Source organism: Streptomyces sp. NPDC005574 (assembly GCF_040605435.1).
GTDB lineage: Bacteria > Actinomycetota > Actinomycetes > Streptomycetales > Streptomycetaceae > Streptomyces.
This window is the reverse complement of sequence record NZ_JBEXCW010000008.1, coordinates 58,904-82,990: the sequence shown is the minus strand read 5'-3', so window position 1 is coordinate 82,990 and position 24,087 is coordinate 58,904. Positions and strand designations below refer to the sequence as shown.

At 72.1% G+C, this 24,087-nt stretch carries 19 protein-coding genes and 1 pseudogene; 12 read left to right on the top strand and 8 right to left on the bottom strand.

What is annotated here, in order from left to right; all coding sequences use genetic code 11:
• Window positions 1-3 precede the first annotated feature (3 nt).
• The 3 genes from ABZT03_RS08575 to ABZT03_RS08565 all read left to right on the top strand — a co-directional run bounded on the left by ABZT03_RS08575 (window position 4) and on the right by ABZT03_RS08565 (window position 3,505).
• Window positions 4-1,371 carry a cytochrome P450 gene (locus ABZT03_RS08575; protein WP_356035348.1) on the top strand — a complete coding sequence of 456 codons (1,368 nt, stop codon included), beginning with the start codon at window positions 4-6 and terminating at the stop codon, window positions 1,369-1,371.
• Window positions 1,372-1,463: 92 nt separating this feature from the next.
• Window positions 1,464-2,711: a cytochrome P450 gene (locus ABZT03_RS08570; protein WP_356035345.1), complete on the top strand. Its 1,248-nt coding sequence runs from the start codon at window positions 1,464-1,466 to the stop codon at window positions 2,709-2,711.
• A complete protein-coding gene (locus ABZT03_RS08565) occupies window positions 2,708-3,505 on the top strand; it encodes an enoyl-CoA hydratase/isomerase family protein (protein WP_356035343.1) in 798 nt (265 codons plus the stop codon). The genes ABZT03_RS08570 and ABZT03_RS08565 overlap by 4 nt, the downstream gene beginning before the upstream one ends.
• Window positions 3,506-3,820: 315 nt before the next feature.
• On the opposite strand, the gene ABZT03_RS08560 is transcribed toward ABZT03_RS08565, so the two are convergent.
• The 3 genes and pseudogenes from ABZT03_RS08560 to ABZT03_RS08550 all read right to left on the bottom strand — a co-directional run.
• Entirely contained in the window at window positions 3,821-4,006 is a 186-nt protein-coding gene (locus tag ABZT03_RS08560) for a hypothetical protein (RefSeq protein ID WP_356035593.1), read from the bottom strand.
• Between the two features lie 58 nt (window positions 4,007-4,064).
• Complete coding sequence (locus ABZT03_RS08555; protein ID WP_356035340.1) at window positions 4,065-4,568, bottom strand: Asp23/Gls24 family envelope stress response protein; 504 nt, start codon at window positions 4,566-4,568, stop codon at window positions 4,065-4,067.
• A 139-nt stretch (window positions 4,569-4,707) separates the two neighbouring features.
• Window positions 4,708-4,953: pseudogene (locus ABZT03_RS08550) on the bottom strand (molybdopterin-binding oxidoreductase); the annotation flags it as partial.
• A gap of 476 nt (window positions 4,954-5,429) precedes the next feature.
• On the opposite strand from ABZT03_RS08550, the gene ABZT03_RS08545 reads away from it, so the two are divergent.
• From ABZT03_RS08545 to ABZT03_RS08535, 3 genes are read left to right on the top strand one after another with little or no spacing between them, the layout of a single operon-like run.
• Entirely contained in the window at window positions 5,430-6,014 is a 585-nt protein-coding gene (locus tag ABZT03_RS08545) for a sigma-70 family RNA polymerase sigma factor (RefSeq protein ID WP_356035337.1), read from the top strand.
• Window positions 6,011-6,619 carry an Asp23/Gls24 family envelope stress response protein gene (locus ABZT03_RS08540; RefSeq protein ID WP_356035334.1) on the top strand — a complete coding sequence of 203 codons (609 nt, stop codon included), beginning with the start codon at window positions 6,011-6,013 and terminating at the stop codon, window positions 6,617-6,619. Before ABZT03_RS08545 ends, ABZT03_RS08540 begins: the two co-directional genes overlap by 4 nt.
• A complete protein-coding gene (locus tag ABZT03_RS08535; RefSeq protein WP_356035332.1) occupies window positions 6,616-6,963 on the top strand; it encodes a hypothetical protein in 348 nt (115 codons plus the stop codon). Before ABZT03_RS08540 ends, ABZT03_RS08535 begins: the two co-directional genes overlap by 4 nt.
• A 61-nt stretch (window positions 6,964-7,024) precedes the next feature.
• Here ABZT03_RS08535 and ABZT03_RS08530 read toward each other — a convergent pair whose 3' ends face one another.
• Window positions 7,025-7,381, bottom strand: coding sequence for an STAS domain-containing protein (locus ABZT03_RS08530; RefSeq protein WP_356035329.1), 357 nt, complete (start codon window positions 7,379-7,381; stop codon window positions 7,025-7,027).
• 584 nt (window positions 7,382-7,965) lie between these two features.
• On the opposite strand from ABZT03_RS08530, the gene ABZT03_RS08525 reads away from it, so the two are divergent.
• Together ABZT03_RS08525 and ABZT03_RS08520 are read left to right on the top strand one after the other, a co-directional pair.
• On the top strand, window positions 7,966-11,952 hold the full coding sequence (locus ABZT03_RS08525) for a SpoIIE family protein phosphatase (protein WP_356035585.1): 3,987 nt from the start codon (window positions 7,966-7,968) through the stop codon (window positions 11,950-11,952).
• Window positions 11,949-12,257: an STAS domain-containing protein gene (locus ABZT03_RS08520; protein ID WP_356035327.1), complete on the top strand. Its 309-nt coding sequence runs from the start codon at window positions 11,949-11,951 to the stop codon at window positions 12,255-12,257. Before ABZT03_RS08525 ends, ABZT03_RS08520 begins: the two co-directional genes overlap by 4 nt.
• A 31-nt stretch (window positions 12,258-12,288) precedes the next feature.
• Here the strand turns inward: ABZT03_RS08520 and ABZT03_RS08515 are convergent, their stop codons facing one another.
• The 4 genes from ABZT03_RS08515 to ABZT03_RS08500 all read right to left on the bottom strand — a co-directional run bounded on the left by ABZT03_RS08515 (window position 12,289) and on the right by ABZT03_RS08500 (window position 19,466).
• The gene (locus tag ABZT03_RS08515; protein ID WP_356035582.1) at window positions 12,289-13,956 is read right to left on the bottom strand and encodes an NAD-dependent malic enzyme; all 1,668 of its coding nucleotides are present in this window, start codon (window positions 13,954-13,956) and stop codon (window positions 12,289-12,291) included.
• Between the two features lie 169 nt (window positions 13,957-14,125).
• Entirely contained in the window at window positions 14,126-15,553 is a 1,428-nt protein-coding gene (gene rox / locus ABZT03_RS08510) for a rifampin monooxygenase (RefSeq protein ID WP_356035324.1), read from the bottom strand.
• Window positions 15,554-15,910: 357 nt separating this feature from the next.
• Window positions 15,911-17,170 (bottom strand): MFS transporter, encoded by a 1,260-nt coding sequence (locus ABZT03_RS08505; RefSeq protein ID WP_356035321.1) that lies wholly within the window; start codon window positions 17,168-17,170, stop codon window positions 15,911-15,913.
• A 244-nt stretch (window positions 17,171-17,414) separates the two neighbouring features.
• On the bottom strand, window positions 17,415-19,466 hold the full coding sequence (locus tag ABZT03_RS08500) for an RICIN domain-containing protein (RefSeq protein ID WP_356035319.1): 2,052 nt from the start codon (window positions 19,464-19,466) through the stop codon (window positions 17,415-17,417).
• Between the two features lie 349 nt (window positions 19,467-19,815).
• Here ABZT03_RS08500 and ABZT03_RS08495 point away from each other — a divergent pair, with 349 nt between their 5' ends.
• The 4 genes from ABZT03_RS08495 (at window position 19,816) to ABZT03_RS08480 (ending at window position 24,085) form a co-directional block, all read left to right on the top strand.
• Complete coding sequence (locus ABZT03_RS08495; RefSeq protein ID WP_356035317.1) at window positions 19,816-20,856, top strand: LacI family DNA-binding transcriptional regulator; 1,041 nt, start codon at window positions 19,816-19,818, stop codon at window positions 20,854-20,856.
• A gap of 156 nt (window positions 20,857-21,012) precedes the next feature.
• Window positions 21,013-22,254, top strand: a complete 1,242-nt coding sequence (locus tag ABZT03_RS08490) for an extracellular solute-binding protein (protein WP_356035580.1) — start codon at window positions 21,013-21,015, stop codon at window positions 22,252-22,254.
• A 20-nt stretch (window positions 22,255-22,274) separates the two neighbouring features.
• Complete coding sequence (locus ABZT03_RS08485) at window positions 22,275-23,258, top strand: sugar ABC transporter permease (protein ID WP_356035314.1); 984 nt, start codon at window positions 22,275-22,277, stop codon at window positions 23,256-23,258.
• Window positions 23,255-24,085: a carbohydrate ABC transporter permease gene (locus ABZT03_RS08480; protein WP_356035311.1), complete on the top strand. Its 831-nt coding sequence runs from the start codon at window positions 23,255-23,257 to the stop codon at window positions 24,083-24,085. The genes ABZT03_RS08485 and ABZT03_RS08480 overlap by 4 nt, the downstream gene beginning before the upstream one ends.
• Window positions 24,086-24,087 lie beyond the last annotated feature (2 nt).

Sequence of the window (24,087 nt, the reverse complement as noted above, 5' to 3'; positions counted from 1 at the left end):
GGCATGCAGCAGCACTACGACCCACAGGGGATACCGCCCGGTTGCCCCGCCCACGGCAACGTCCCCCTGTACGGCCCCGAGTTCGGCTCCGACCCGGAGGCCAGCTACGCATACCTGCGCTCGCTCGGCCCGAGCGCGCCCGTCGACATCGCGCCCGACGTCGAGGTCGAGCTGGTCACCAGTTACGACGCCGCCCTGTACATCCTGCAGAACCCGGCGTCCTTCGTCCGTGACTCCCGCCGCTGGAACGCGCTGAACGAGGGCCGCGTCCCCGTCGACAGCCCGGCCGTCCCGATGATGGGCTACCGCCCCAACGCGCTGTTCAGTGACGGCGCGGCACACGCCCGGCTCCGCCAGGCGGTCACCGACAGCCTGGCCACCGTCAACGAACACCGGCTCGTGCGGCAGACCCAGCAGTCCGCCGACTACCTGATCAGCCGCTTCAGTTCCGAAGCCCGCGGCCAGGCCGAGCTGATGGCCTCCTACGCCCAGCCGCTGCCCCTGCTGGTCTTCAGCGACCTGTTCGGCTGCCCGCCCGAGATCGGCGACCGGGTCATCGTCGGCATCAGCGGCATCTTCGACGGCACCGCCGGCGCGGACCAGGTGCTGGGCGGGGCCCTCGCGGAGCTGATCGCCCTCAAACGGCGTTCCCCCGGACCGGACCTGACGACACGTCTGATGGAGCACTCCGCGCAGCTGACCGACGAGGAGGTGCTGCACCAGCTCGTCACCCTGCTGTCCGGGGGCACCGCGCCGCTGGCCGCCGCCATCGGCACCAGCAGCGCGCTGTACCTCAGCGAGGAGTGGCAGGCCGGCCTGCCGGTCGAGGACGCGGTCTCGCAGACCCTGTGGAACTACGCCCCGATCGCCAACTACGCGGCGCACTACCCGACCCACGACGTCGAGCTGGGCGGCCGGTACCTCCGGGCCAACGACCCGGTGCTGGTGTCCTTCGCGGCGGCCAACACCGATCCCAAGCTGGCCGAGCACCGCGAACAGCTCAGCGCCAAGGCCCACTTGGCGTTCGGCGCGGGACCGCACGCGTGTCCCGCCAAGGACCCCGCGTTCATGATCGCGGTGACGGCGGTGGAGTCCCTCCTCAACCGGCTGCCGGATCTCGAAGTGCGCGTTCCCTTCAAGTCGCTCACCTGGGCGCCGACGCCGTGGAGCCGCTCACTGGTGACCCTTCCGGTCCGCTTCACCCCGCGGACCGTGACGTCGGCCGCCTCCGAGCCCGCGCGCACCGCGGAACCGCAGCCTCCGGCGTCGGCAGGTCAGCGCCCCGGGACGGCGCCGGGACGGGTGACCCCGGCCGCTCCTCAGGCGAAGGGCCTGTTCAGCCGCTTCCTGGCCTGGACCAGGGGGGAGTGACGTAGGTAACCCTGGGCGTCCCGGTGTTGGTGGATGCTTCAAGATTTCGTTGGGTACGTATGGCGGCTGATGCTCAGGAAGGAGCCGTCATCGTGGTGGTTGCCGCCAACCCGTCGCACGACCGCCGTTCGGCCGTCGCCCTCTTCTCCCGTCTCAGGACGGCGAAGGGGCAGGCCAACCCCTTCCCCATCTACGCGACGCTCCGGGCCATGGGCGGAGTCAGCCCCGCTCCCTGGGGCGGCTCCGTCGTGACCGGCTTCGACCTCTGCGACCAGGTGCTCCGCAGCCGTGACTGGCTGGAACCCGACAAGCGCTGGCGCGCACAGCAGGGCCGGGGCACCCGCTGGAACGCACCCTCCTCCCGGGAGATGAGCAACACCCTGCCCGCGCTCAACGGCCCCGACCACACCCGAATACGCAGGGCGGCCGGCACGTTCGGCCGCCCCGCCCTGCAACGCCTCGGCCGGACGATCACCCGGACGACCGACCAGCTCCTCACCGCCGTCCAGGAGCAACTGCACTCCGGGGAGGCGGACTTCGCCGCGCTGGTGAGCGAGGAACTACCGGTGATCGCCATCGGCGACTGGCTCGGTCTGCCGACCCAGGACCACCCGCGGCTGCGCCGGCTCACCCACGAACAGGTCTTCACCCAGGAACTCCTGCCCTCCGCCAGCCAACTGGCACGCTCCGACGCGGCCACGGCCGAACTGCGCACCTACTTCACCGACCTCGTACGCCACCGGCGCGCCCATCCCGGCGACGACCCCGTGTCGCGGTGGACACAGACGTGGGACGCGCTCGAACCAGACCGCGACAAGGCCGACGAGGCCGTCTACTTCCTCGCGCTGTTCGTCCTGCTCGCAGCCCTGGAGACCACCTCCAGCCTGCTGTCGACGATGGTGCTGCGGCTGGTCGAGGACCCGGATCGCTGGGACCTGGTCGCCGCCCAACCCGACCTGGTGCCCGGGTTCGTGGAGGAGACCCTGCGCTACGACCCGCCCACCCACGTGATCAGCCGCGTCGCCGCCAAAAACTCCGTCCTGGGGGGAGCCGAGATCCGCGAGGACGAGATGGTCCACCTCATGGTGGGCGCGGCGCACTGGGACCCGGCCAGACACACCGATCCCGAGCGGTTCGACCCGCGCCGAAGACCCGACCATCTCGCGTTCAGCGGAGGCATCCACTACTGCCTCGGCGCACCCCTCGCCCGGCTGGAAGCCCAGACCCTCCTCCACCAACTGGTCAGACGCCTGCCCCGCCTCACCCTGGCCCGCCGCCCGGTGTGGGCGCCCCGGGTGGCGTTCCGGCGCCTGCTGAACCTGGACGTCGCCCTCGCATGATCGAAACCGGCAGTATCCTTTCCGCTCCCCGAGGCGAAGCCGTGGCCGTCGAGCAGGACGGCCCCGTGCTGCACGTCCGCCTCAACCCGCTCCGGCTGGACGACACGCTCGGCGTGGCCGTCCTCGACGAGCTCATCGCCCTCCTCGACGACCTCCACCAGCGCCCCGACATACGCGTGTTGGTGCTGTCGTCCCTGGGCGAGGACTTCTGCCTGGGAGCCGACCGCGCCGAGTACCAGGAAGCGCTGGCCGTCGACCCGACGGGAGCGGCGCTGCGCCGGATCGCGGACAAGGCCCATCGTCTGTGCCAGGCGCTGGAGACCACCCACGCGGTGACGATCGCCCGGCTGCACGGCCGGGTCATCGGCGCCGGACTCGCGCTCGCCTCCTTCTGCGACCTGCGCGCGGCCGCGGACACCAGTCGCTTCAGGATGCCGGAGGTGGGCCTGGGTCTCCCGCCGGCCTGGGGAGGTGCGATGGGCCGGCTCGTCGCCGAGGCCGGGGTCGCGCGGATCCGTGAACTCATGCTGACCTGCGACGTGTTCGACGCGCCCACGGCCCACCGGCTCGGACTCGTGCACAAGGTGGCCCCGCTCGACGACCTGGACCGGACCGTCGCGGCCTGGACGCGGCCACTCGTCCGGCGTCAGCCGGAGGCCCTCGTCCTGACCAAGCGCATGCTGGCCGGCTTCGCCCGCGCCGACCGCACCGCCGACGTCGGGCTCCTCGACTCCCACCTCCTGGTGGCGCAGCTGAACCAGTCCGCGGGCCACGGTCCGACGGCCGCCCGGTAGGCCGTCGACCACCAACGCGGTTGCGCGTCAGCCTGTACGACGTAGCGGCAGTGCACTCCTCGACCGGACCCGGCGTCGCTGCACACGGGCCTCCGCCTCTCCGGTCCCGGCGTGGCGCCCACGGCGTCCCGCACGAGGGCCGCGCCCGCGCGGCGGTCAAACATCGACCGCCACCTACGCCCCGCGCCCGCGCACGGCGGCCGAGGACTTCGCCGCGCGAGCGCCCACGCCCGGCAGCCCTTCGGCGGCCGCACGGCCGGCTGTCTTCCGAACGGCCTTGTCACACCGTCGTCGTGCCGCGCTGTGCGGCCGTCGTCATCGCCTGCTCCGTTCGTAGGCGTCCCGCAGGTCCTGGGCCCGGCCGCCGCCGTCGAGCCAGTGGCCCACCGCCCCACCCAGGGCGCCCAGGGCTGCGACGAGCAGGAACGCCCCGAAGCCTCCGAAGAAGCCGGCGAAGGCCAGCGCGATTCCGGCGAACATCCCCGCCGTCGACCTGCTCACTGTCCTCTCCTTTGCTCTCCAACTCCGCGACTGCCGGTCCCGCACCCCGGTAGACCGCTCACTCGACGCGGGAGTCGGCGCCCTGCGGCTCCTCGTCGTCCTCCGGCAGGTGCACGTCGTTGATGGTCACGTTCACCTCGACCACCTCCAGGCCGGTGATGCGTTCCACCGCGGAGATGACGTTCTCCCGCACGTCGCGGGCGACGTCCGTGATCGGGACGCCGTACTCGACGACCAGGTCGAGGTCGACGGCGGTCTGGCGCTCGCCGACCTCGACCTTCACCCCGCGTCCCATGTTGGACCTGCCGCCGGGCACACGGTCGCGCACGGCGCCGATGGTGCGGGAGAGTCCGCCGCCCATGTCGTGGACACCCGGGATCTCCCGGGCGGCGATCCCCGCGACCTTCACCACGACGACGTCGGCTATCGAGGTCCGGCCCCGGTTCGCCGCCGGCTGACCGGCTCCTGACACCCCGCCGGACACGGCGGTCGTCGCCTGCGTCGTCCCGTCCGTCCGCCGGCCGGACAGGTCCTTGGCGGTGGTTGCGGTAGGTGTGGTCATGGCACATCCCCTTCTGCTCGCCGGTGATTCGCTCTCACTACGACAGACCCGTCCCGGCCGTGCCTGTGACGCCGGGTCCGGAAACTTCTCGCGCGACCCCCGCCGGACACACGTCGCGCGCGGGGGAGGCGCCGGGTCGTTCGACGCTCACGACGACCGAGTGCCGGCCGGTGGCGCCGTCGGGAAGGGTGCCGGCCCGCTGCGCGGTCTGCACCTCTCCGGTGCCGTCGGTGGCGCGCACGGTCAGGGTGTGGCCACCCTTGGCCCCCTGCCAGGCGAAGGACCACTGGCGCCAGGTGTCGCGCGTGTCCTCCGCCGCCGGCCGGGCCTCCTGCCAGGGGCCGTCGTCGACACGGATCTCGACCTTGCCGATCCCCCGGTGCTGCGTCCAGCGACGCCCGACCGGATCGCCCAGTCCTTCACGGCGGCCGGCGTGCGATCGATCGCCGCGCCTCCCACCGCCACCACCGGGCCGGCCTGCGGACGCACCGCGGCCGACACGAGTCCGGCCAGGGCGAGCGCCGTGCAACCTGCCAGTGCGCCGCTGAGCGCGCCCAGGGTCGTCCGGGTCCACCTGCGGAGAGGCCGGGTGTCGTGCTCGTCGTCGGCCACGGGGGGGATCCGGCTCCGCGGGCCGGCCGGATCGGTCCACCGCCCGATCGGGTGACGCGTGTCCCCGCAGCGGCGCGTGCCGGCCCGGTCAGGGGCAGGTTCACCGGGGAGTGACGCGCTGTGCCGTGCGGTCGTTTCCCGCCAGTGTGCCGGGCCGCGCATCCGTGGGAGCCCGCCGCGCGAAGTAGTCCGTAACGGGAAGAGGCGGGAGTTGTCCAACCTTCAGGAGACCAGGAGAGGAGCCGCCCAGTGCCGGGGGCCCGCAGACCGACCGCGCCGCCGGAGGGCGGGCAGGAGACGGACGACGCCCTGCTCGCGGTCCGGGCCGCCGAAGGGGACGAGGACGCCTTCGCCACCCTGGTGCGGCGCCACGCGCCGGTGCTCCTCCGGCTGGCGGTGCGCCTGCTCGGCACCCGGCCCGAAGCGGAGGACGCCGTGCAGGACGCGTTCCTCAGCGCCTGGCGCCGACTGCCCGAGTTCCGCGGCCGCGCGGCCTTCGGCACCTGGATGTACCGCATCGTCACCAACCGCTGCCTGAACATGCTCCGCGCCCGCAGACCCGTGGCGCCCCTGGAGTCGGCGGGTGACATTCCGGCGCCCGAGTACGCCAGTTCACCGGCCCGGATCGCGGAGGCCCGCGACGCCGTGCGTGAACTGCGGGACGCCCTCGACCTGTTGTCGGCGGAACAACGCGCCTGCTGGGTGCTGCGAGAACTGGACGGCAGGTCCTACGAATTCATCGCGGAAGCGGTCGGCATCAGCCAGGAGGCTGTCCGTGCCCGGGTGTTCCGCGCCCGACGCTGTCTGACACAAGCACTGGGGGCCTGGCGATGAGCGCTCACACCAATCCGCCCGACCGCGCCGACGGGCACGAACAGCTGGCCTGCGGGCGCTTGCTGGCCCAGGTCTGGGACGGCTGGGAGCAGCAGGCCGACGATCCGCACGTACACCGGTGCCCGCACTGCCGGCAGGCCGTGCGCGACCTCGAACAGCTGGAAACCGCCGTACGGGGTCTCCGCGACGACGGCGGGGACGCGAGCGGCGACGACGTGACCTCGCTGACCCGGCGCGTCATGGACGTGGTCCGCCTCGAACTGCGCCCCGGCAGACCCCTGCCCCTGGGCGACCCCGGCGAAGACCTGTGGATCATGGAGGCGGTCGCCGCCCGCACCCTGCGCGCGGCGGCCGAGACGGTGCCCGGAGCCCGGGCCGGCTCCTGCCGCCTGGTCCCCGCCCCCGCCGTCGGCGCCGGGGACGAGGTCTGCCTCGATGTCCACGCCCCCGTCGGCGCCGACCTCCAGGACCTCGCCGACCAGGTGCGCCGACGGGTGGCGGAGGCCGCGGAACGCGAGCTGGGCATGCCCGTGGCGGCGATCCACATCCGGGTCACCGACCTCGTCGACCCTCCCGCCGACAGCCAGGAAGGCCGTCCCCGATGACCCAGGACCTCGCGCTCGCCGCTCTCACCGAGGAGATCGCCCGGGCGGTGCGGGAAGTGCCGGGGGTGGCCTTCCTCAAACCGGCGCTCACCGGACTGCTGCACTCGGCGGCCTCCCGGACGCCGCAACCGGCCGCGCCCCTCGCCCGGGCCGGGGTGCGGGTGATCCGCCCCAGTGGCGCCGAACCCTGGGACGTCGACGTCCGCCTCGTGGCGTTGCGGCACGCCCGCGCGGTGGATGTCGCCCGGGCCGCTCGCCGTGCCGTCGAGGCCCGTATGACGGCACTGGTCCCGGCGCAGGAGACGCCTGCCCGGGTCTCCGTGACCGTCACCGGCCTGGTCTGACGCCGTGCGCGGACACGTCGGCACGGGCCGGCCCCACCGCGGGCGGCCGCCCGCCCCCTGCTCAGATCTGCGGCGCGTTCAGGGCCGTGTCGACGGTGGGGTGGAAGGTGAAGACCTGGTCGAGGCCGACGATGCGGAACACGCGGAGCAGGTCCTCGTTCAGCCCGGCCACGGACAGCGGGCAGCCGGCGGTCTGGGCGCGCTGGTAGGCGTGGATCAGGACGGTGATGCCGGTCGAGTCGCAGTACGTGAGACCGGTCAGGTCCATGACCACGGGACGGTCCGCGGCGAACGGCGCGTCCTGGATCGCGTGCGTCAGCTGGGGAGCGGTGTGGTAGTCGAGTTCACCGGTGGCGGACAGAACGGTGGCGCCCGTGGGGTGCGTGTGACATGTGACGGTCAGAGTACGGTCGGTCACCGGTTTCTCCTGTGTGGGGGGAGTCGTGGGGCTGTCGAGGGCGGACGGGAGGTGTACGGCCATGTCGTCGCTTGTACCGGTGCCCAGTCAGGCGGGAAATCCGCCCACGATGTGTGGTTCGTCTGCCCGCTTTCCGGTCCCGTCCGTTCCACGGCACCGGACGCCGGCTCGGACCGGGCGCACAGTGGGCCGCGGCCGGGTCGCGTCGGGAGGCGGAAGGCGCCGCGTGTCACCGTCATCCCCGTCTCCCGCCGTGTCTCCCGGCGCAGTCCCGCGCCTGTGTTCCAGCTGGCTGATTATTGTACGGAGATCCCGGACATGTGGTCTGGGCCGGGCCGCCCCACCAGCGGCGAGGCCCGCCGTACGTCATGACAGTGAGGCAGAAAGGGCTTCCAGTGTCGCGTTCCGACCACCCCGAGCACGAGCCGCCCGGCGCCACGGGCGTCGACGTGTTCGCCGCCGACGACGCGGTGGGCCGCGACCTGGCCGTGGTCGACTGGGCGTCCACCCCGCTCGGCGCGCCCGGTGGCTGGCCGCAGAGTCTGCGGACGGCGGTCAGCATCCTGCTGTCGTCGAAGTTCTCGATGTGGATGGCGTGGGGCGACGAGCTGACGTTCTTCTGCAACGACGCCTACCGCCGCGACACCCTGGGCCGCAAGTACCCGTGGGCGCTGGGCCGGCCGGCCGGCGAGGTGTGGGCCGAGATCTGGCAGGACATCGGGCCCCGCATCGACCGGGTGCTGGCCACCGGGAAGGCGACCTGGGACGAGGCGCTGCTGCTGTTCCTGGAACGCTCCGGCTACACCGAGGAGTCGTACCACACGTTCTCCTACAGCCCGCTGCGCGACGACGACGGCACGGTCGTGGGCATGCTGTGCGTGGTCAGCGAGGAGACCGAGCGGGTCATCGGCGAGCGGCGCATGGCCACCCTGCGCGACCTGGGCTCGGACCCCAGCGTGGTGCGCACCGAGCAGGAGATGCTGGCCTTCGCCGACCGCCAGCTCGGCGGCAACCTCAAGGACCTGCCGTTCACGCTGACCTACCTCCTCCAGGACGACGGCAGCGCCCGGCTGGCCGGTGCCACCGGCATCCCGGCCGGACACCCGGCCGCCCCCCGGACGCTGCCCACCGGCGGCGACGACCTCGTGTGGCCGGCCGGGGCCCTGGCCCGCGGCGAATCCGCCCTGGTCGAACTCGACGGGCCGGCCTTCGCGGATCTGCCCTGCGGGGACTGGCCCCGGCCGCCCACGCGGGCACTGGCCGTGCCGCTGCTCCAACAGGGAGACACGCCCTACGGGTTCATGGTGGCCGGGCTGAACCGCTACCGGGCCCTGGACGAGGGCTACCGAGGGTTCGTCGACCTCGCCGCCGGGCATGTCGCCTCCGGCATCGCCAGCGCCCGCAGCTACCAGCACCAGCAGCGGCGTGCGGAGGAACTGGCCGAGCTGGACCGCGCCAAAACCCTCTTCTTCTCCAACATCAGCCACGAGTTCCGCACCCCCCTGACCCTGATCAGCGGGCCGGTGCAGGAACTGCGCGCCCGCTTCACCGACGCCGACGACCAGGTCCGCGAGGAACTGGAGGTCATCCATCACAACGCGCTGAGGCTGGGGAAGCTGGTCAACACCCTGCTGGACTTCTCCCGCATCGAGGCCGGCCGGATGCAGGCCAGCTACGAGCCCGTCGACCTCGACGCGGCCACCGCCGAACTCGCCAGCGTCTTCCGCTCCGCCGTCGACCGGGCGGGTCTCTCCTTCGCCGTCGACTGCCGGCCGCTGCGCGCCCCGGTGTACGTCGACCGCGGCATGTGGGAGAAGGTGATCCTCAACCTGCTCAGCAACGCCCTGAAGTTCACCTTCGAGGGTGAGATCGGCGTCACCGTGGGCGAGGAGCGCGGCCAGGCGGTGGTCACCGTCACCGACACCGGCATCGGCGTCCCCGCCCAGGAGATGCCGCGCCTGTTCGAACGGTTCCACCGCATCACCGGCGCCCGCGCCCGCTCCCACGAGGGCAGCGGCATCGGTCTCGCTCTGGTCAAGGAGCTCGTCGGCCTGCACGGCGGCACCATCACCGCCGACAGCGTCGAGGGCCACGGCACCCGGTTCACCATCCGGCTGCCGTACGGCACCGCCCACCTGCCGGCCGACGCCGTCGCGCCCGCCGGCGGCCGGAGCGCCACCGCCACCGCCGCCGCCCCCTACGTGCAGGAGGCGATGCAATGGCTGCCCGACGACCACACGGCCGAGACGTCCGGCGGGCGCGTCGACACCGCGGACCAGGACAGCGCCGCCCGGCCGGCCCCTCCGGCCACCGCGGCACGACTGCTGATCGCCGACGACAACGCCGACATGCGTGAGTACCTCGCCCGCATCCTGCGCGGCGCCGGATACCACGTCGACGCCGTCACCGACGGCCGGCAGGCCCTGGACTTCGTCCGCGCCCAGGCGCCCGACCTCGTCGTCAGCGACGTCATGATGCCCCGCATGGACGGTCTGGCCCTGGTCGCGGCCCTGCGGTCCGACCCGCGCACCGGGGCCCTGCCCGTCCTGCTCCTGTCCGCCCGGGCAGGCCAGGAGGCGTCCATCGAGGGACTGGAGGCCGGCGCCGACGACTACCTCGTCAAACCCTTCGCCGCGGCCGACCTGCTCGCCCGGGTGCGGGCCAACCTCGAACTGGCCCGCCTGCGCACCCATCACATCCGCTGGCGCACCGCCCTGGTGGACTCCCTCCAGGAAGCCTTCTTCGTCTGCGACGAGACCGGCGCCGTCATCGAGATCAACGCCGCGTTCACCGACATCCTCGGCTACGGCCCCGAAAATCTCCCCTACACCGCGACCCACCCCTGGTGGCCGGACGCGGCGACGGATCCCGACGCGCACCGGCAGGCCGCCGACGCCTTCGGCACGCTGCTCGGCGCCAACCAGGGCAATTACACCATCCCCGTCACCCACCGCGACGGGCACCGCCTGTGGGTGACCGCCACCTTCAACCACGCCCGGGACCCGGACTCCGGCCGGCGCATGATCGTGGGAACGTTCCGTGACGTCACCGCGGAGCACTACGCCCTGCAGCGGGACATCGCCCTCGCCGCGCTGAGCACCCGGCTGTCCCAGGCCGCCAGCCTGCCCGACGCCCTCTTGGGCGCCCTGCGCGAGCTGAAGGACCTCTGGCGCGCCGACTGCGTGGTGGCCGCGGTCTTCGAGCCGGGAAGCGATCCCGGGGTCACCGCCACCGACCCGTCGCTGACCTGGGACAACCTCTCCGACGAGCGGCGCCGGGCCCTGGACGGCCTGCGGCGGCGGCCCACCCTCACCCCCGTCGCCGACCCCGGCGGGGCGGGCATCCTGCTGGAACACCCCGGGGGCCCGCTGGCCCTGCGGATCGAACTGGGCGGCAGGCGGCCCTTCACCAGTGAGGACAACCTCCTGCTGTCCCTGCTGGCGGGACATCTCGCCCAAGGGCTGACCCGCACCCACCAGATCGACCAGCAGCGCCAGACCGCCCTCGCCCTGCAACGCGCCATCCTCGGCCCGTCGCTGCTGCCCGAGGGCTTCGCCGTCCGCTACGAACCCGCCACCCAGCCGCTGGAGGTCGGCGGTGACTGGTACGACATCGTCACCCTGCCCGACGGCCGGATCGGCATCGTCGTCGGCGACTGCGTCGGGCGCGGCCTGAAGGCCGCCACCGTCATGGGCCAACTGCGCAGCGCCTGCCGCGCACTGCTCCTCCAGGACGCCGACCCCGCCCGTACGCTCATGGCCCTGGACCACTTCGCCGCCGGGGTCCCCGGTGCCCTGTGCACCACCGTCTTCTGCGGCGTCCTCGACCCCACCACCGGTCATCTGGCCTACTCCAGCGCCGGACATCCGCCCGGCATCCTCACCCACCCCGACGGCACCACCCAACTGCTGGAGGACGGCCGCTCCCTGCCTCTGGCCGTGCGCCCCGGCAGGGACCGCCCCCAGGGCAAGTGCGCCGTACCCGCCCGCGCCACGCTCCTGCTCTACACCGACGGTCTCGTCGAACGCCGCCGCCAGCCCCTGTACACCGGCATCGAGCAGGCGAGCGGAGCCGTCGTGGCCGGCCGTGACACCCCCCTCGACGAACTCGCCACCGACCTCATGAACCGACTGGCACCGGCCGACGGCTACGACGACGACGTCGCCTTCCTCCTCTACCGGTACCCGGCGCCCCTGGGGATCAGTTTCGCGGCCGAGTCGTCGCAGCTCGCCCCCGTCCGCAAGAACCTGCGCAGCTGGCTCGACCAGTGCGGCCTGCCCCCGCGCACCGTCCAGAACGTCCTGGTCGCCGCGGGGGAGGCCTGCGCCAACGCCATCGAGCACGGTCACCGGCACGCCCCCGGCGACACCATCCACCTGCGGGCCGAGGCCTTCGTCGACAACCTGCGGCTGACCGTCACCGACACGGGCCGCTGGAAGACCCCGAAGCCCGGGGCCGACACCCATCGCGGCCGGGGGCTCGCCCTCATGCGCGCCATGATGCAGCAGGTCACCGTCACGCCCGGCCCGGCCGGCACCACCGTCGCCATGCTCACGAGGATCACCCGATGACGACTCCCCTCACGCTCACTCCCGGCCGACGGTCCGACGGCAAGCAGCTGTTGACCGCCGCGGGTGAGATCGACATGAGCAACACCGAGGCCCTCGCCGACGCCCTCACCGGCATCACCGGCAGGGTGGTAGTCGACCTCACCGGCGTCGACTACCTCGACAGCGCCGGCCTCGCCGTCCTGTTCGCCCAGGCCGACCGCATCGAACTCATCGCCGGCCCCGTGCTGGAGCCCGTCCTGAAGTTCTCCGGCCTGGCCGACCTCGTCCCCGTCCACGTGTCCGGGCCCGGTGCCGCCTCGCCGTGATCCCGGGCGGCCGGCGGCGTTCCGCGCCGGCTCAGGTCTCGTACAGCGGCGTCCACTGCGTCGCGGCGACGCTGTCGCGCAGCTCGCTCTCCGTCGCCTTCGGCGCGACCTCCTCCTCGACGGCCACGAGTGCGGCGGCCAGCGCGATCTCCCGGGCGGCCTCCCGCATCCCGCTCAGCGGGGGCAGCAGCGGTACGGGCCCCGCGTGCCCGCTCGCCGCCCGGACCGCGCACCGGGCGACGGCCCGGGCGGCGGCGACCAGCATGCGGTCGGTGACCCGGGTGGCCCGGCTCGCCGTCACGGCGAGCCCCATGGCCGGGAAGACGTACACGTTGTTGGCCTGGGCCACCGGCACCTCCCGCCCGTCCACGGTGACCGGCGGGAACGGCGAGCCGGTGGCGATCAGCGCCCGTCCCGAGGTCCAGCGGACGAGGTCCGCGGGGTCGGCCTCGGCGTGCGAGGTCGGGTTGGAGAGCGGGAAGACGACGGGCCGTTCGCAGCTGGAGGCCATCTGCCGGACGATCTCCTCGGTGAACGCGCCCCGGGCCGTCGACAGGCCGACGAGGGCGGTCGGCTCCACGCGGCGCACCACCTCGGCCAGCCCCCTGCCGTCCCAGTCGGCGCTCTCCTCGTCCTCGCGGGCGTAGACCCGCTGTTCGTCCGTGAGGTCGGTGCGGGAGCGCGTCAGCAGACCGTCGACGTCGACGATCCAGAAGCGGGCCGCGGCCTCCGCCTCCGGCAGTCCTTCCTCGACCATGGCGGTGCGGATCATGTCGGCGACCCCGATGGCGGCCGAGCCCGCGCCGAGGAACACCAGACGTTGTTTCGTCAGAGGGGTGCCGGCCACGTCGGCGGCGGTGGACAGGGCGCCGAGCGCGACGGCCGCCGTTCCCTGGATGTCGTCGTTGAAGGTGAGCAGCCGGTCCCGGTAGCGGGTGAGGATGGGGCGGGCGTGGACGGTGGCGAAGTCCTCCCACTGCAGCAGCGTCCCGGGCAGTTCGCTCTCCACCGCGGAGACGAACGCCTCCACCATCTCGTCGTACTGCGCGCCGGTCAGCCGGTGTTCGCGCCGGCCGAGGTAGCGCGGATTGCCGAGCAGTTCCTCGTTGTCGGTGCCCACGTCGAGCAGTACGGGCAGGGTGCGGGCCGGACGGATGCCGCCGATCGCGGTGTAGAGGCTGAGCTTGCCGATGGGGATGCCCATGCCGCCGACGCCCTGGTCGCCGAGGCCGAGGATGCGCTGTCCGTCGGTGACGACGAGGACGTCGACGTGGCCGTCCCGGTGCGGGCGGTTGCGCAGGATCTCATCGAAGCGGTGCCGGTCCTCCCAGGTCAGGAACAGCCCGCGGGGCCGCCGGTAGATCTCGCTGAAACGCCGGCAGGCCTCTCCTACCGTGGGGGTGTAGACCACGGGAAGCAGTTCCTCCAGATGCCGGGTCACCAGGCGGTAGAAGAGGACCTCGTTGGTGTCCTGCAACTGGCGCAGGTAGATGTGCTGGTTGAGCGGCTTGTCGTAGCCGTGGAACGCCTCGTAGGCGCGGGCCACCTGCTCGTCCAGACTCTCCACGGCGGGCGGCAGCAGCCCGTCCAGACCGAGCTCGGCGCGCTCACGCCGGCTGAAGGCGGTGCCCTTGTTGAGCAGCGGGTCGGCGAGGATCGTGGCGCCGTGGCTCGTGGTGGGTTCGGGGCGGTGGCTCATCGAGTGGTCCCAGGTGTGCTCGCGGGCGGCAGGGGCAGGGCGTGCGGGTGTCCCCGGACGCCGTTCGGAGACCTGTTCCGGGGTCACCGGAAAGACTGTTCTCAGGGTCACCGGAAAGGAACCCCCGCGCACCTGCGATCCGGGCCCCCGCCGCCGCGTGATCGGGCGCTCAGCCGGTGGCGGGGCCGAACCACCGGGGCAGCCGGTCGAGCAGGTCCCGCTGATCCTCGCCGACCCACGCCACGTGACCGTCCGGGCGCAGCAGTAGCGCGGGCGGATCGAGTTCCTCGCTGACGTCGACGACGTGGTCGACCCGGTCCGCCCAGCCCGCCACCGAGAGCCGGCCGGTCTGGTCGAGCAGCAGTCCGCGGCCGGCGTGCATCAGACCGTAGAGGCGGCCCCGCTTCATTGCCACGTCCCGCAGTCGCCGGCCGAGCAACTCGTGCCCCTCGCCGAAGTCGTAGCGGACCCCGATCGCGGTGACCTTCTCGATCAGATGGCGGGTGACCTCCTCGAAGTCCATCAGCTCCGACAGGATGCGGCGCACGGCCCTGGGGCCGGGCTCCTCGGACAGCAGTTCGCCCTGCGCGCGGGTGGAGTCCAGGACGGCGGCGGCCACCGGACGCCGTTCGGTCTCGTAGCTGTCGAGCAGTCCCTCCGGGGCCCGGCCGCCCACCTCGGCGGCGAGTTTCCAGCCGAGGTTGAACGCGTCCTGCACACCGAGGTTGAGGCCCTGCCCGCCCAGCGGCGGGTGGACGTGCGCCGCGTCGCCGGCCAGCAGCACCCGGCCCACCCGGTAGCGCTCGGCCAGCCGGGTGGCGTCACCGAAGCGGGAGAGGAAGCGCGGCGAGTGCACGCCGAGGTCGGTGCCGGCGAGCTCCCGCACCCGTCGGGTGAACTCCTCCAGGGTCGGCGCGGTCGAGCGGTCCTGGGCGAGATCCGGGGTGCGCACCACGAAGCGGTACACCCCGTCCTCGTGCGGTGCGGGGCCGAACCGCAGGTCGATCGTGGGGAGTCGGGCAGCCACGGCCTGCATCCTCTCCGGCGTGACACTCACCTCCGCCTCGCCCAGCAGCCACTCGGCCCGGGCGGCCTCACCGGGGAAACCGACGCCGAGCAGCTTGCGGACCGCGCTGCGGCCGCCGTCGCAGCCCACGAGGTGGCGGGCGCGCAGCCGGGTGCCGTCTTGCAGTTCGGCGTCCACCCCTTCCTCGTCCTGGCTCAGCCCGACCAGCGCGCGACCGCGCCGGAGGCCGGCGCCGAGCTCGGTGGCGTGCTCGGTCAGCAGGTGCTCGACGGCGGTCTGCGGGATGCCGAGGAGGTACGCGTGGGCGGAGTCCATCCGTTCCGGAGCCGGCTTGACGATGCCGGCGAAGGTACTGCGGAGCGGGTACCGCCGGCCCCGTGCGAGGAACCGCTCCAGCAGGCCGCGCTGGTCCATCACCTCGATGCTGCGCACGTGGAGACCGAGCGCGCGGACCTGCGTGGTCGGCTCGGTCTCCTTCTCCAGCACGAGCACGTTCACGCCGTTCAGCCGCAGCTCGGCGGCAAGCATCAGTCCGGTCGGTCCGCCGCCGACCACGATGACGTCGATCATTGATCCCCCTTGGAGCGAGACACCCAGAAGATGACAGACATGGATGGTCTGCGCGAACCCCTGTTTTCCGCAGGATGCGGTGTCGACGGGAGATTCTGCGGCAGACCGGGGGCCTTGTGGCAAGACCCCCGGTGCGCTATATGTTGGATGTGGCAAGGAGAGCGTGACCTTCTTGCCTTTCCTTGTGCCCCTGCTCCGTGGACGGGGCGGCAGCCGTACGGCGTGAGGTGCCGACTTCCCCAGGCGGCAACGGAGTTCGCGGTGAACCGGCGTCCGGCGCGGCCGGGTCAGGCGCCGCCGGCGCGGACCAGCCCTGCTCTGCCGGCCCGGAAGGTCGGGCGGATCGCTTCGGCCCGGTCATTCCGGGCGCGGGACGACCAGCGGTCCCCGTCGCCCGAGCGCCCACACCAGGAGGCCGAAGCCGCTGAGGACCATGCCGGCGATCATCACGGCCGTCCAGCCGCCCGCCGTCCACAGCAGCGAGGCGGCGGCCGAACCCGCCGCGCCGCCAAGGAAGTTGCCGGTGACGAACGCCGTGTTGAGCCTGCTGCGCGCCTCACCGGACACGGCGAACATCCGCGCCTGGTTGAGCAGGTTGACACCCTGGACGGCGATGTCGATCAGGATGATCACGACCACGACGAGCACCACGGACTGGCCGGCGAACGCGGCCAGGACGAACGCCGCCAGCGCCAGCGCCCAGGCGATTCCCGTCGCGGGCAGGGACAGTCCACGGTCGTGCAGGCGGCCGGCCCGCTGGGCGGCGAGGGCACCCGCCACGCCCGCGAGCCCGAAGAGCCCGATCTCGGTCACCGAGTAGCTGAAGGGCGGGGCGCTGAGGAGGAAGGTCAGCGCCGTCCAGAACATCGTGAAGGCGCCGAACGCCGTGGCTCCGAGCACCAGGGTCCAGCGCACGGTGCGTTCGCGCCGCACGACCGTCCCGACGGAGGCGATGAGGGCCCGGTAGGGCATGCGGGCCTTCGGGGGGAGGGTGGGGATCGCCCGGTACAGCAGCGCCGCGAACAGGACCGCGGCTGCGGCCGCCACCACGTAGAGGGTGCGCCACCCGGCGGCGCCGGCGATCAGGCCGCTGATGGTCCGGGACACCAGGATGCCGGTGAGGATGCCGGACACCACGGTCCCGACCACGCTGCCGCGGTTGTCGTCGTCGGCCAGGTCGCCGGCGAGCGGAGCGAGGAGCTGCCCGGAGACGGTCGTCGCGCCCAGCACGGTGAGGGTGACCAGCAGGATCCCGAACGACGGCGCCAGCGCGCACAACAGCAGAGCGACGGCCGAGCCCAGCAGCATCAGCGGAATGAGTGCGCGCCGGTCGCGTACGTCACCGAGCGGCACGATGAGCAGGATGCCCACCGCGTAGCCGAGTTGGGTGGCTGTGACGAGCCATCCCGCGGCGGCGGTGGAGGCGTGCAGGTCCCGGGCGATGAAGTCGAGCAGCGGCTGCGCCCAGTACAGGTTCCCGACGGCGGCGCCGCCCGCCACGGCGAACAGGAAGGTCAGGCCGCGCGTCATGACCGTGCGGCGCGCGGTGGGCGGGGTCAGGGGGTCGGCATCGGTCGCGGTCGGCGCTGACGCCGGCCTGTCCGGTGTGGTGGCCACAGATGTTTCTCCAGTGGGCGCGTCCTGGTCGGGAGTCAGCTCCCCGCACGGCGGGCCTTGAGGAGATCACCCGGCTCGTTCGGGTGCGGGTCGCTCGTCATGATCTCCAGCGTGGCACACCTGGCCGGAGTTGTGAGGGGGAGGGATTCTTCCCCGCCTCCCGAGGTTCACCGGTGGCGGGGACGTGTGCGCCGGGCTCCCCTCGTCCGTTCGGGGCGGGAAGCGGGGAGCCCGGCGGGGTGGTTCAGGCTGTGCCCTGCAACCGCCAGATCTGGTTCTTCTTGGTGGTGAGCACGCTCGCCAAGTCGCAGGTCCACTGGTGGATCAGCGCCCGCGGCTGGAGGGAGACGTCGGAGACGTCGACGCACTTGCCGCTGTGCACGGCGACGAGTTGGCGGTCGTGGCTGTTGCCGAGCGCGGTGACGGGGGTGAGGGTGAACATCTGGTTGGTGTGGCCGTTGCAGGTGTACTGGTCGACGGCGGCTCCGTCGGCCACCGAGGCGCCCGAGACGTCCAGGCACTTGCCGCTGAGCTCATCGACGACGGTGTAGGTGTTCGTCCGGCCCGTGACCGGCTTGAGGTCGAGCATCTGCTGGCGGCCGCCCTCGCAGTAGTACTGCTGGTACTGCGTGCCGTTGGCCGTGCTGAGGTCCGTGTCGTCCAGGCACTGCCCGCTGTTCTGGCTGACGGCGACGGTGGAGACGGTGGTGTTCGACGGCGGCAGGAGGGTGACGGTGTAGCCGTCCTTGGCGTTGGTCCACGGGAGTGTCAGCGAGGCGGCGTTGCCGCTGACGGTCAGGGCGGAGTCGGAGACCGTCTCCGGGCCGGTCACCGCGCGGCCGTTGTCGTAGGGGACGCGCTGAACCACCGCGCGGACCTTGCCGCCCTCCACCACCGCGGTGGTGTCGAGACCGGTGAGGTGGACGGTGACCGTGCCGGTGTTGCCGTTGCTGCCGAGCAGTACCTTGGCGTTCTTGGCGGTGTTGTCCTTCGTCGCCAGGCCGTCGGTGCCCGTGCCGGGGACGAGGTTGACGATGTTGCCCGTCTGCGAGCCGTAGTAGCGGTACATGAACCACTCGCCGAGCGGCAGGTACTTTCCGGCGCTGTTCCTGGTGAGCAGGTTGGCCTCGTTGTCGTGCAGGCCGGTGCCGGAGGCCCAGTTGCCCCGCAGACCGTCGGCGCCGGCGCGCTCCAGGCGGCCGATGAACCAGGCGCCGCCGCCCGGCGACTGCATGGAGGCAGTGGCGTACTCGTTGATCTGGTAGGCGCGCGTGCGGGTCAGGCCGGCCGCGGCGAGGGTCGAGTCGGCGCGGCCGGCGTCCACGACCGGGTCGCCCGGCTCGTCGTGCCAGCTGTAGATGTCGGGGGCGACGTTGTTCGCCTTGACGTACGACAGGTAGGTCGTCCACCAGGTGTTGGCGGCGTTGGGCTGGCCGGCGATGCTGGGGCCGACGATCAGCTGGTCGGGGAAGGCGGCGCGGACACGGGCGTAGAAGCGCGACCACATCTGGAGGTACTGCGCCTGGGACGGTTTCCAGAAGCCGCTGCCGTCGGGTTCGTTCCACAGGTCCCACTGGACGGTCATGTCGTTGGCGCGTACGTCGCCGATGAGCTGGGTGACGAAGGAGTCGAACTGCGTCCAGTCACCGTTGTCGCCGGGCCAGCCCTGCGTGGTGGTGCCGTCGGCGCCCCACAGGTCGTGCGGCAGCAGGACGAAGGTGCCGCCGAGGGCCGCGGTGCGCCGGTACTGGGCGAGGGTGGAGTTCCAGCGGGTCCGGTAGTCGGCGAGGCTGGTGGCGTAGCCCCCGTTGTTGAGCTGGGCACCGCCGGCCCGCATGAAGTGCCACTTGATGTCCGTGAGGAAGTGGTCCTGCGGGAGTGAGCCGTCCGGCGTCATCCCGTAGATCATGCCGGACGCGTGGTAGGTGGGGGCGCCGCCGGCGGTGGAGAAGTCCACGGTGACGCCGGTGTCGGCCGCGTGCGACGCGGTGGCCGGCAGCAGGCTCGCCGCCAGGCAGGCCAGGAGCACGGCGACGGTGGACGCGAAGCGGCGCCGCCGGTGACCGGTGGCGGTGGACGACGGGTGTGGTGAGGGCAGGTGCATGGGCTCTCTTCCAGTCGTACGGGGGTGGCCCCGGGCGGGTGACGGCCCGGGGAGGAGCGGATGCGAGGTGTCGTGGGGCCTGGGGGTGGTGCACGAGGACTGCGGCGGTGTCGAGCGGTGAGTGGCGGGCGCCGTGCCGTCGATCCCGTCGAACCGGTTCGCCTGCTTGCCGTGGTCTCTCCTGGCGGTCACCTGGAGGAAAGGATGTCGGTGAGGAGCTGACGGACAAGAACCGCGTCGTTCATCGAACCGGTTCGCTGCGGCGGAAGCTAGCACTACGGGAAACGGGCCAGCAATACCCGTGACACAGCCAGGCATCCACGACTCTTCGCCCCAGGCGGCCCCCGGTGCGAGTGGAATCCCGGTCCCACGAACCGTGTCCGGGGCATTGACAGGCGCGTCGGCGGGCTCCTACCTTCCCCTCACGCGAACCGGTTCGACGATCGGTGCGCCCCTCCCGTTCCTCCCACCCACCCGACGGCCATGAACGGCCACCGCCTGTGCCGGGCGGCAGTCCCCGCCGGTCCGACGAAGGAGCCTCGTGAACATCGGTGAGATCGCCCGGCGGGCCGGTGTCTCGCGGAGCACCGTGTCGTACGCGCTGAGCGGCAAGCGCTCGGTGTCGGACGACACCCGGCAGAAGATCCAGCGGGTCATCGACGAGCTGGGCTACCGCCCCAACGCCAGCGCCCGCGCCCTGGCCAACGGCCGCACCAGCACCATCGGCCTGGTCTTCCCGCCGGCCGGCAACCACTACACCGGTATGCAACTGGACTTCATCGGCAGCGTGGTGGAGGCGGCGGCCGCCTACGACTACGACGTCCTGCTGTCGCCGAGCGGAGTGGACAGCGACCGCTCCTTCCAGCGGCTGCTGGCCGAGCGCCGGGTCGACGGCGCCATCCTGATGGAGATCCGGCTCGAGGACGACCGTGTCGACCACCTCGGGCAGGCCGGCTTCCCCGCCGTCTGCATCGGCCGCACCGCGCGCGCCGAGGGCGAGTGGTGGGTCGGCCTGGACCACACCGCGCTGGCGGCCGCGTGCGTGCACCACCTCGCCGACCTGGGCCACCGCAGGATCGCCTTCGTCAACAGGCCCGAACGCCTGGTGCGCGCCGGCTACGAGTCGGCCCACCGGGGGCTGGACGGCTTCACCAAGGCGGCGGCGGAGCGCGGACTGACCGTCACCACGTACTGCTGCGGAGACGACCCCGCGTCGGGGCAGGCGTGCCTGGAGCAGATCCTGCACGACGACCCGGCCACCACCGCACTCGTCACCCTCAACGAAGCCGCGCTGGGCGGGCTCTACCGCGGGCTCTCCGCGGCGGGCCGCCATGTCCCGCGCGACTTCTCCGTCACCGGCGTCGTGGCCGGACGGTGGGCGGAGACGGTGACCCCGCAGCTCACCGCCGCCGACGTGCCGGCGGAGCGGATGGGCCGCCTCGCCGTCGAACTCCTCGTCGAGCGACTCGACCACCCCGACGCGCCGCCCCGGCACCACCTGCTCGCCCCGCCGATCTCCCTCCGCGCCAGCACGGGCCCCGCCCACCCCACCGGAGAAGCGGGCTCCAGCACGACCGCCTGACCGACCCCGGCCCCTGCCCTCTCCTCAGGGGAAGCAGGCGCCCGACCCACCGTCCTCTCCCCAGCTGTCCCTCAACCGGCCGCGCCGCGTCTTCCCGACGGCCCCGCGAGCCGCACATTCGGCATGCCCGCGCACGAGACCACCGAGGACCACACCATGACCGGAACCACCGGGCTGCGCATCACCGCCGCCGCCCTCGCCGCCCTCGCCGTCGCCACCGGCACCACCGCCTGCTCGTCCGGCGGCAGCACCTCCGCGCAGGACGGCGACAGCGGCACCTACACCGTCTGGGACCCCTACCCGCAGTTCGCCAAGGACTCCGCGTGGGTGAAGCTGCTCGACACATGCGGCGGCAAGGCCGGCGTCAAGGTCGAGCGCACCGCGTTCGACACCGGCGATCTGACGAACAAGGCCCTGCTGGCCGCCCAGCAGGGCAACTCCGCGGACGTGCTCATCGTCGACAACCCCGTCGTGTCGACGCTCGCCGAGGCGGGGGTTCTCACCTCGACCGCTGACAACAAGGTCGACACCTCCGACGTCGACCCCAACCTGCTCGCGGCCGGCACCTCGGGCGGGAAGGCGTACGGAACTCCCATCGGCGCCAACACGCTGGCCCTCTACTACAACAAGGCCGTCCTGAAGGCCGCCGGCGTGGACGCCACGTCGGTGAAGGACTGGGCGTCGCTGACCGCGGCGCTGGCGAAGGTCAGGGCGTCCGGCAAGAAGGGCATCACCTTCTCGGCGATCGGCACGGAGGAGGGCAGTTTCCAGTTCCTGCCCTGGTTCTGGGGATCGGGCGCGAAACTGACCCAACTCGACTCCTCCCAGGGCGTGTCGGCGCTGTCCCTGTGGACCGGCTGGCTGAAGAAGGGCTACGCGCCCAACTCGGTCATCAACAACACGCAGACCACCAGCTGGCAGGAGTTCGCGAGCGGTGACTACGCCTTCGCCGAGAACGGCACCTGGCAGCTCGCCAACGCCGGCAAGGCGGGCTTCGACTACGGCGTGCTGCCCGTCCCGGGCGTCGACGGGGGGAGCGCCGCGGCCCCGACCGGCGGCGAGTTCGTCACCCTCCCCGTGCAGAAGAACACCGCCCGCTACGCCACCTCGCAGAAGCTGGTGTCCTGCCTGACCAGCGCCGCGAACCTCTACGCCACCGACACCACCCTGTCCTACGTCGCACCCACCGGTGCCGTCCAGGACAAGCAGGTCGCGGCCGACGCCGAGCTGGGTCCCTGGGTGAAGGCGGTCAGGGCGGCCAAGGGGCGCACCAGCGACGACCTCGGCACCAAGTACCCCAGGATCTCCGAGCAGATGTGGAAGGCCGTCCAGACCGCGCTGAGCGGTTCACAGTCGCCCAAGGACGCGCTCACCGCCGCGCAGAATGCCGTGAACTGACGTACACGCAAAGGACGTTGATGAACCGCACGACGCATCCGACGGACCGCCGGCCCGTGCCCGACCGGGCCGGGGCGGCCCCCGCGGACCCGCCTGTGGGCCGCGGCGGGACACGGCCTCGCGCCCGCTCCCCGCAGTGGGCAGCCTGGGCCTTCCTCACGCCCGTCACGCTCTACCTGGTCCTCTTCTACGCCTATCCGCTCTACCGCAACCTCGACCTGAGCCTGCGCGACTACACCGTCCGCTCCTTCGTCCAGGGCGACGCGCCCTTCACCGGCCTCGCCAACTACCGCAAGGTCCTCGACGATCCGACCTTCGCCCCGGCCCTGCTGCACACCGCGGTGTTCACCGCCGTCTGCCTGGTCTTCCAGTACGCCCTCGGTCTGGCCCTCGCGGTCTTCTTCGACCAGCACTTCCGGCTCTCGGCCACCCTGCGGGCCCTGTTCCTGGTGCCGTGGCTGCTGCCACTGATCGTGTCCGCGTCCACCTGGTCGTGGATGCTCAACAGCGAGTCCGGCATCGTCAACGCGGTCCTGCACGCCGTCGGCATCGGTCCGGTGAACTGGCTGACCTCGCCTTCCTGGTCACTGGCCTCGGTGATCATCGCGAACATCTGGATCGGCGTCCCGTTCAACCTGGTGGTGCTGTACAGCGGTCTGCAGTCCGTCCCGGCGAGCCTCCACGAGGCGGCCGCCCTCGACGGGGCGAACGCCTGGCAGCGCTTCCGGCGCGTCACCTTCCCGCTGCTGCGCCCGGTCTCCGCCATCACCCTGCTGCTGGGCCTGGTCTACACGCTCAAGGTCTTCGACATCATCTGGATCATGACCAAGGGCGGCCCCGCCGACTCGTCCACCACCTTCGCCACCTGGTCCTACCGACTCGGCTTCGGCAACCTGCTGCCCGCCTTCGGCCTCGGCGCGGCCGTCGGCAACCTGCTCGTCGTCGCCGCCCTGGTCTTCGGCCTGGTGTATCTGCGGGTCCAGCGAAAGCAGGCACTGTCATGAACTCCCTGAACCCGGGCGGCCGCACCGGCTGGAAGACCGCACTCGCAGTGGTCCTGACCGCGGTCATGCTCTTCCCGGTCTACTGGATGCTGAACGTGTCCTTCACCCGCGACCAGGACATGCGCAGGAGTCCGCCCCACCTCTTTCCCGTGCACGGCACCCTGGCCGGCTACCGGGCGGTCCTCGACCAGCAACTGCCCTACCTCGCCACCAGCCTGGTTGTCGCGCTGGGCACGGTCGTGCTGACCGTGGCGGTGGCCGCACCGGCCGGCTACGCGCTGGCGAAGCTGCGCCCACGCGGCGGCGGCCTGCTCGGCTTCCTCCTCCTCGTGGCACAGATGATCCCCGGCATCATCATGGCGATGGGCTTCTACGCCGTCTACCTCAGCCTGGGACTGCTGCAGTCCGTACCCGGCCTGATCGTCGCCGACTCCACCCTGGCCGTCCCCTTCGCGGTGCTGATCTTCACCGCGTTCATGTCCGGCATCCCCGGAGAACTCCTCCAGGCCGCCACGGTCGACGGCGCCGGGGTCCTGCGCACCTTCTGGTCCGTCGTCCTGCCCACGAGCCGCAACGCCGTCGTCACGGTGTCCCTGTTCGCGTTCCTGTGGTCATGGTCCGACTTCGTCTTCGCGAGCACCCTCGCCGGCGGCGGCGCGCACGAGCCGATCACCCTCGGCATCTACCACTACATCGGCAACAACAACCAGGAGTGGAACGCCATCATGGCCACCGCCGTCGTGGCCTCGCTGCCCGCCGCGGTGATCCTCGTCCTCGCCCAGCGCTACGTCGCCGCCGGCGTGACCGCGGGAGCCGTGAAGGACTGAGC

What these genes read in the sequence shown, in the direction of transcription:
- ABZT03_RS08575 (WP_356035348.1), top strand. Translation starts at nt 4, where the DNA reads ATGCAGCAGCACTACGACCCACAGGGGATACCGCCCGGTTGCCCCGCC.
- ABZT03_RS08480 (WP_356035311.1), top strand. Translation starts at nt 23,255, where the DNA reads ATGAACTCCCTGAACCCGGGCGGCCGCACCGGCTGGAAGACCGCACTC.
- rox (WP_356035324.1), bottom strand. Translation starts at nt 15,553, where the DNA reads ATGATCGACGTCATCGTGGTCGGCGGCGGACCGACCGGACTGATGCTT.
- ABZT03_RS08540 (WP_356035334.1), top strand. Translation starts at nt 6,011, where the DNA reads ATGAGCGCTCACACCAATCCGCCCGACCGCGCCGACGGGCACGAACAG.
- ABZT03_RS08555 (WP_356035340.1), bottom strand. Translation starts at nt 4,568, where the DNA reads ATGACCACACCTACCGCAACCACCGCCAAGGACCTGTCCGGCCGGCGG.
- ABZT03_RS08515 (WP_356035582.1), bottom strand. Translation starts at nt 13,956, where the DNA reads ATGAGCCACCGCCCCGAACCCACCACGAGCCACGGCGCCACGATCCTC.
- ABZT03_RS08535 (WP_356035332.1), top strand. Translation starts at nt 6,616, where the DNA reads ATGACCCAGGACCTCGCGCTCGCCGCTCTCACCGAGGAGATCGCCCGG.
- ABZT03_RS08565 (WP_356035343.1), top strand. Translation starts at nt 2,708, where the DNA reads ATGATCGAAACCGGCAGTATCCTTTCCGCTCCCCGAGGCGAAGCCGTG.
- ABZT03_RS08520 (WP_356035327.1), top strand. Translation starts at nt 11,949, where the DNA reads ATGACGACTCCCCTCACGCTCACTCCCGGCCGACGGTCCGACGGCAAG.
- ABZT03_RS08490 (WP_356035580.1), top strand. Translation starts at nt 21,013, where the DNA reads ATGACCGGAACCACCGGGCTGCGCATCACCGCCGCCGCCCTCGCCGCC.
- ABZT03_RS08485 (WP_356035314.1), top strand. Translation starts at nt 22,275, where the DNA reads ATGAACCGCACGACGCATCCGACGGACCGCCGGCCCGTGCCCGACCGG.
- ABZT03_RS08525 (WP_356035585.1), top strand. Translation starts at nt 7,966, where the DNA reads ATGTGGATGGCGTGGGGCGACGAGCTGACGTTCTTCTGCAACGACGCC.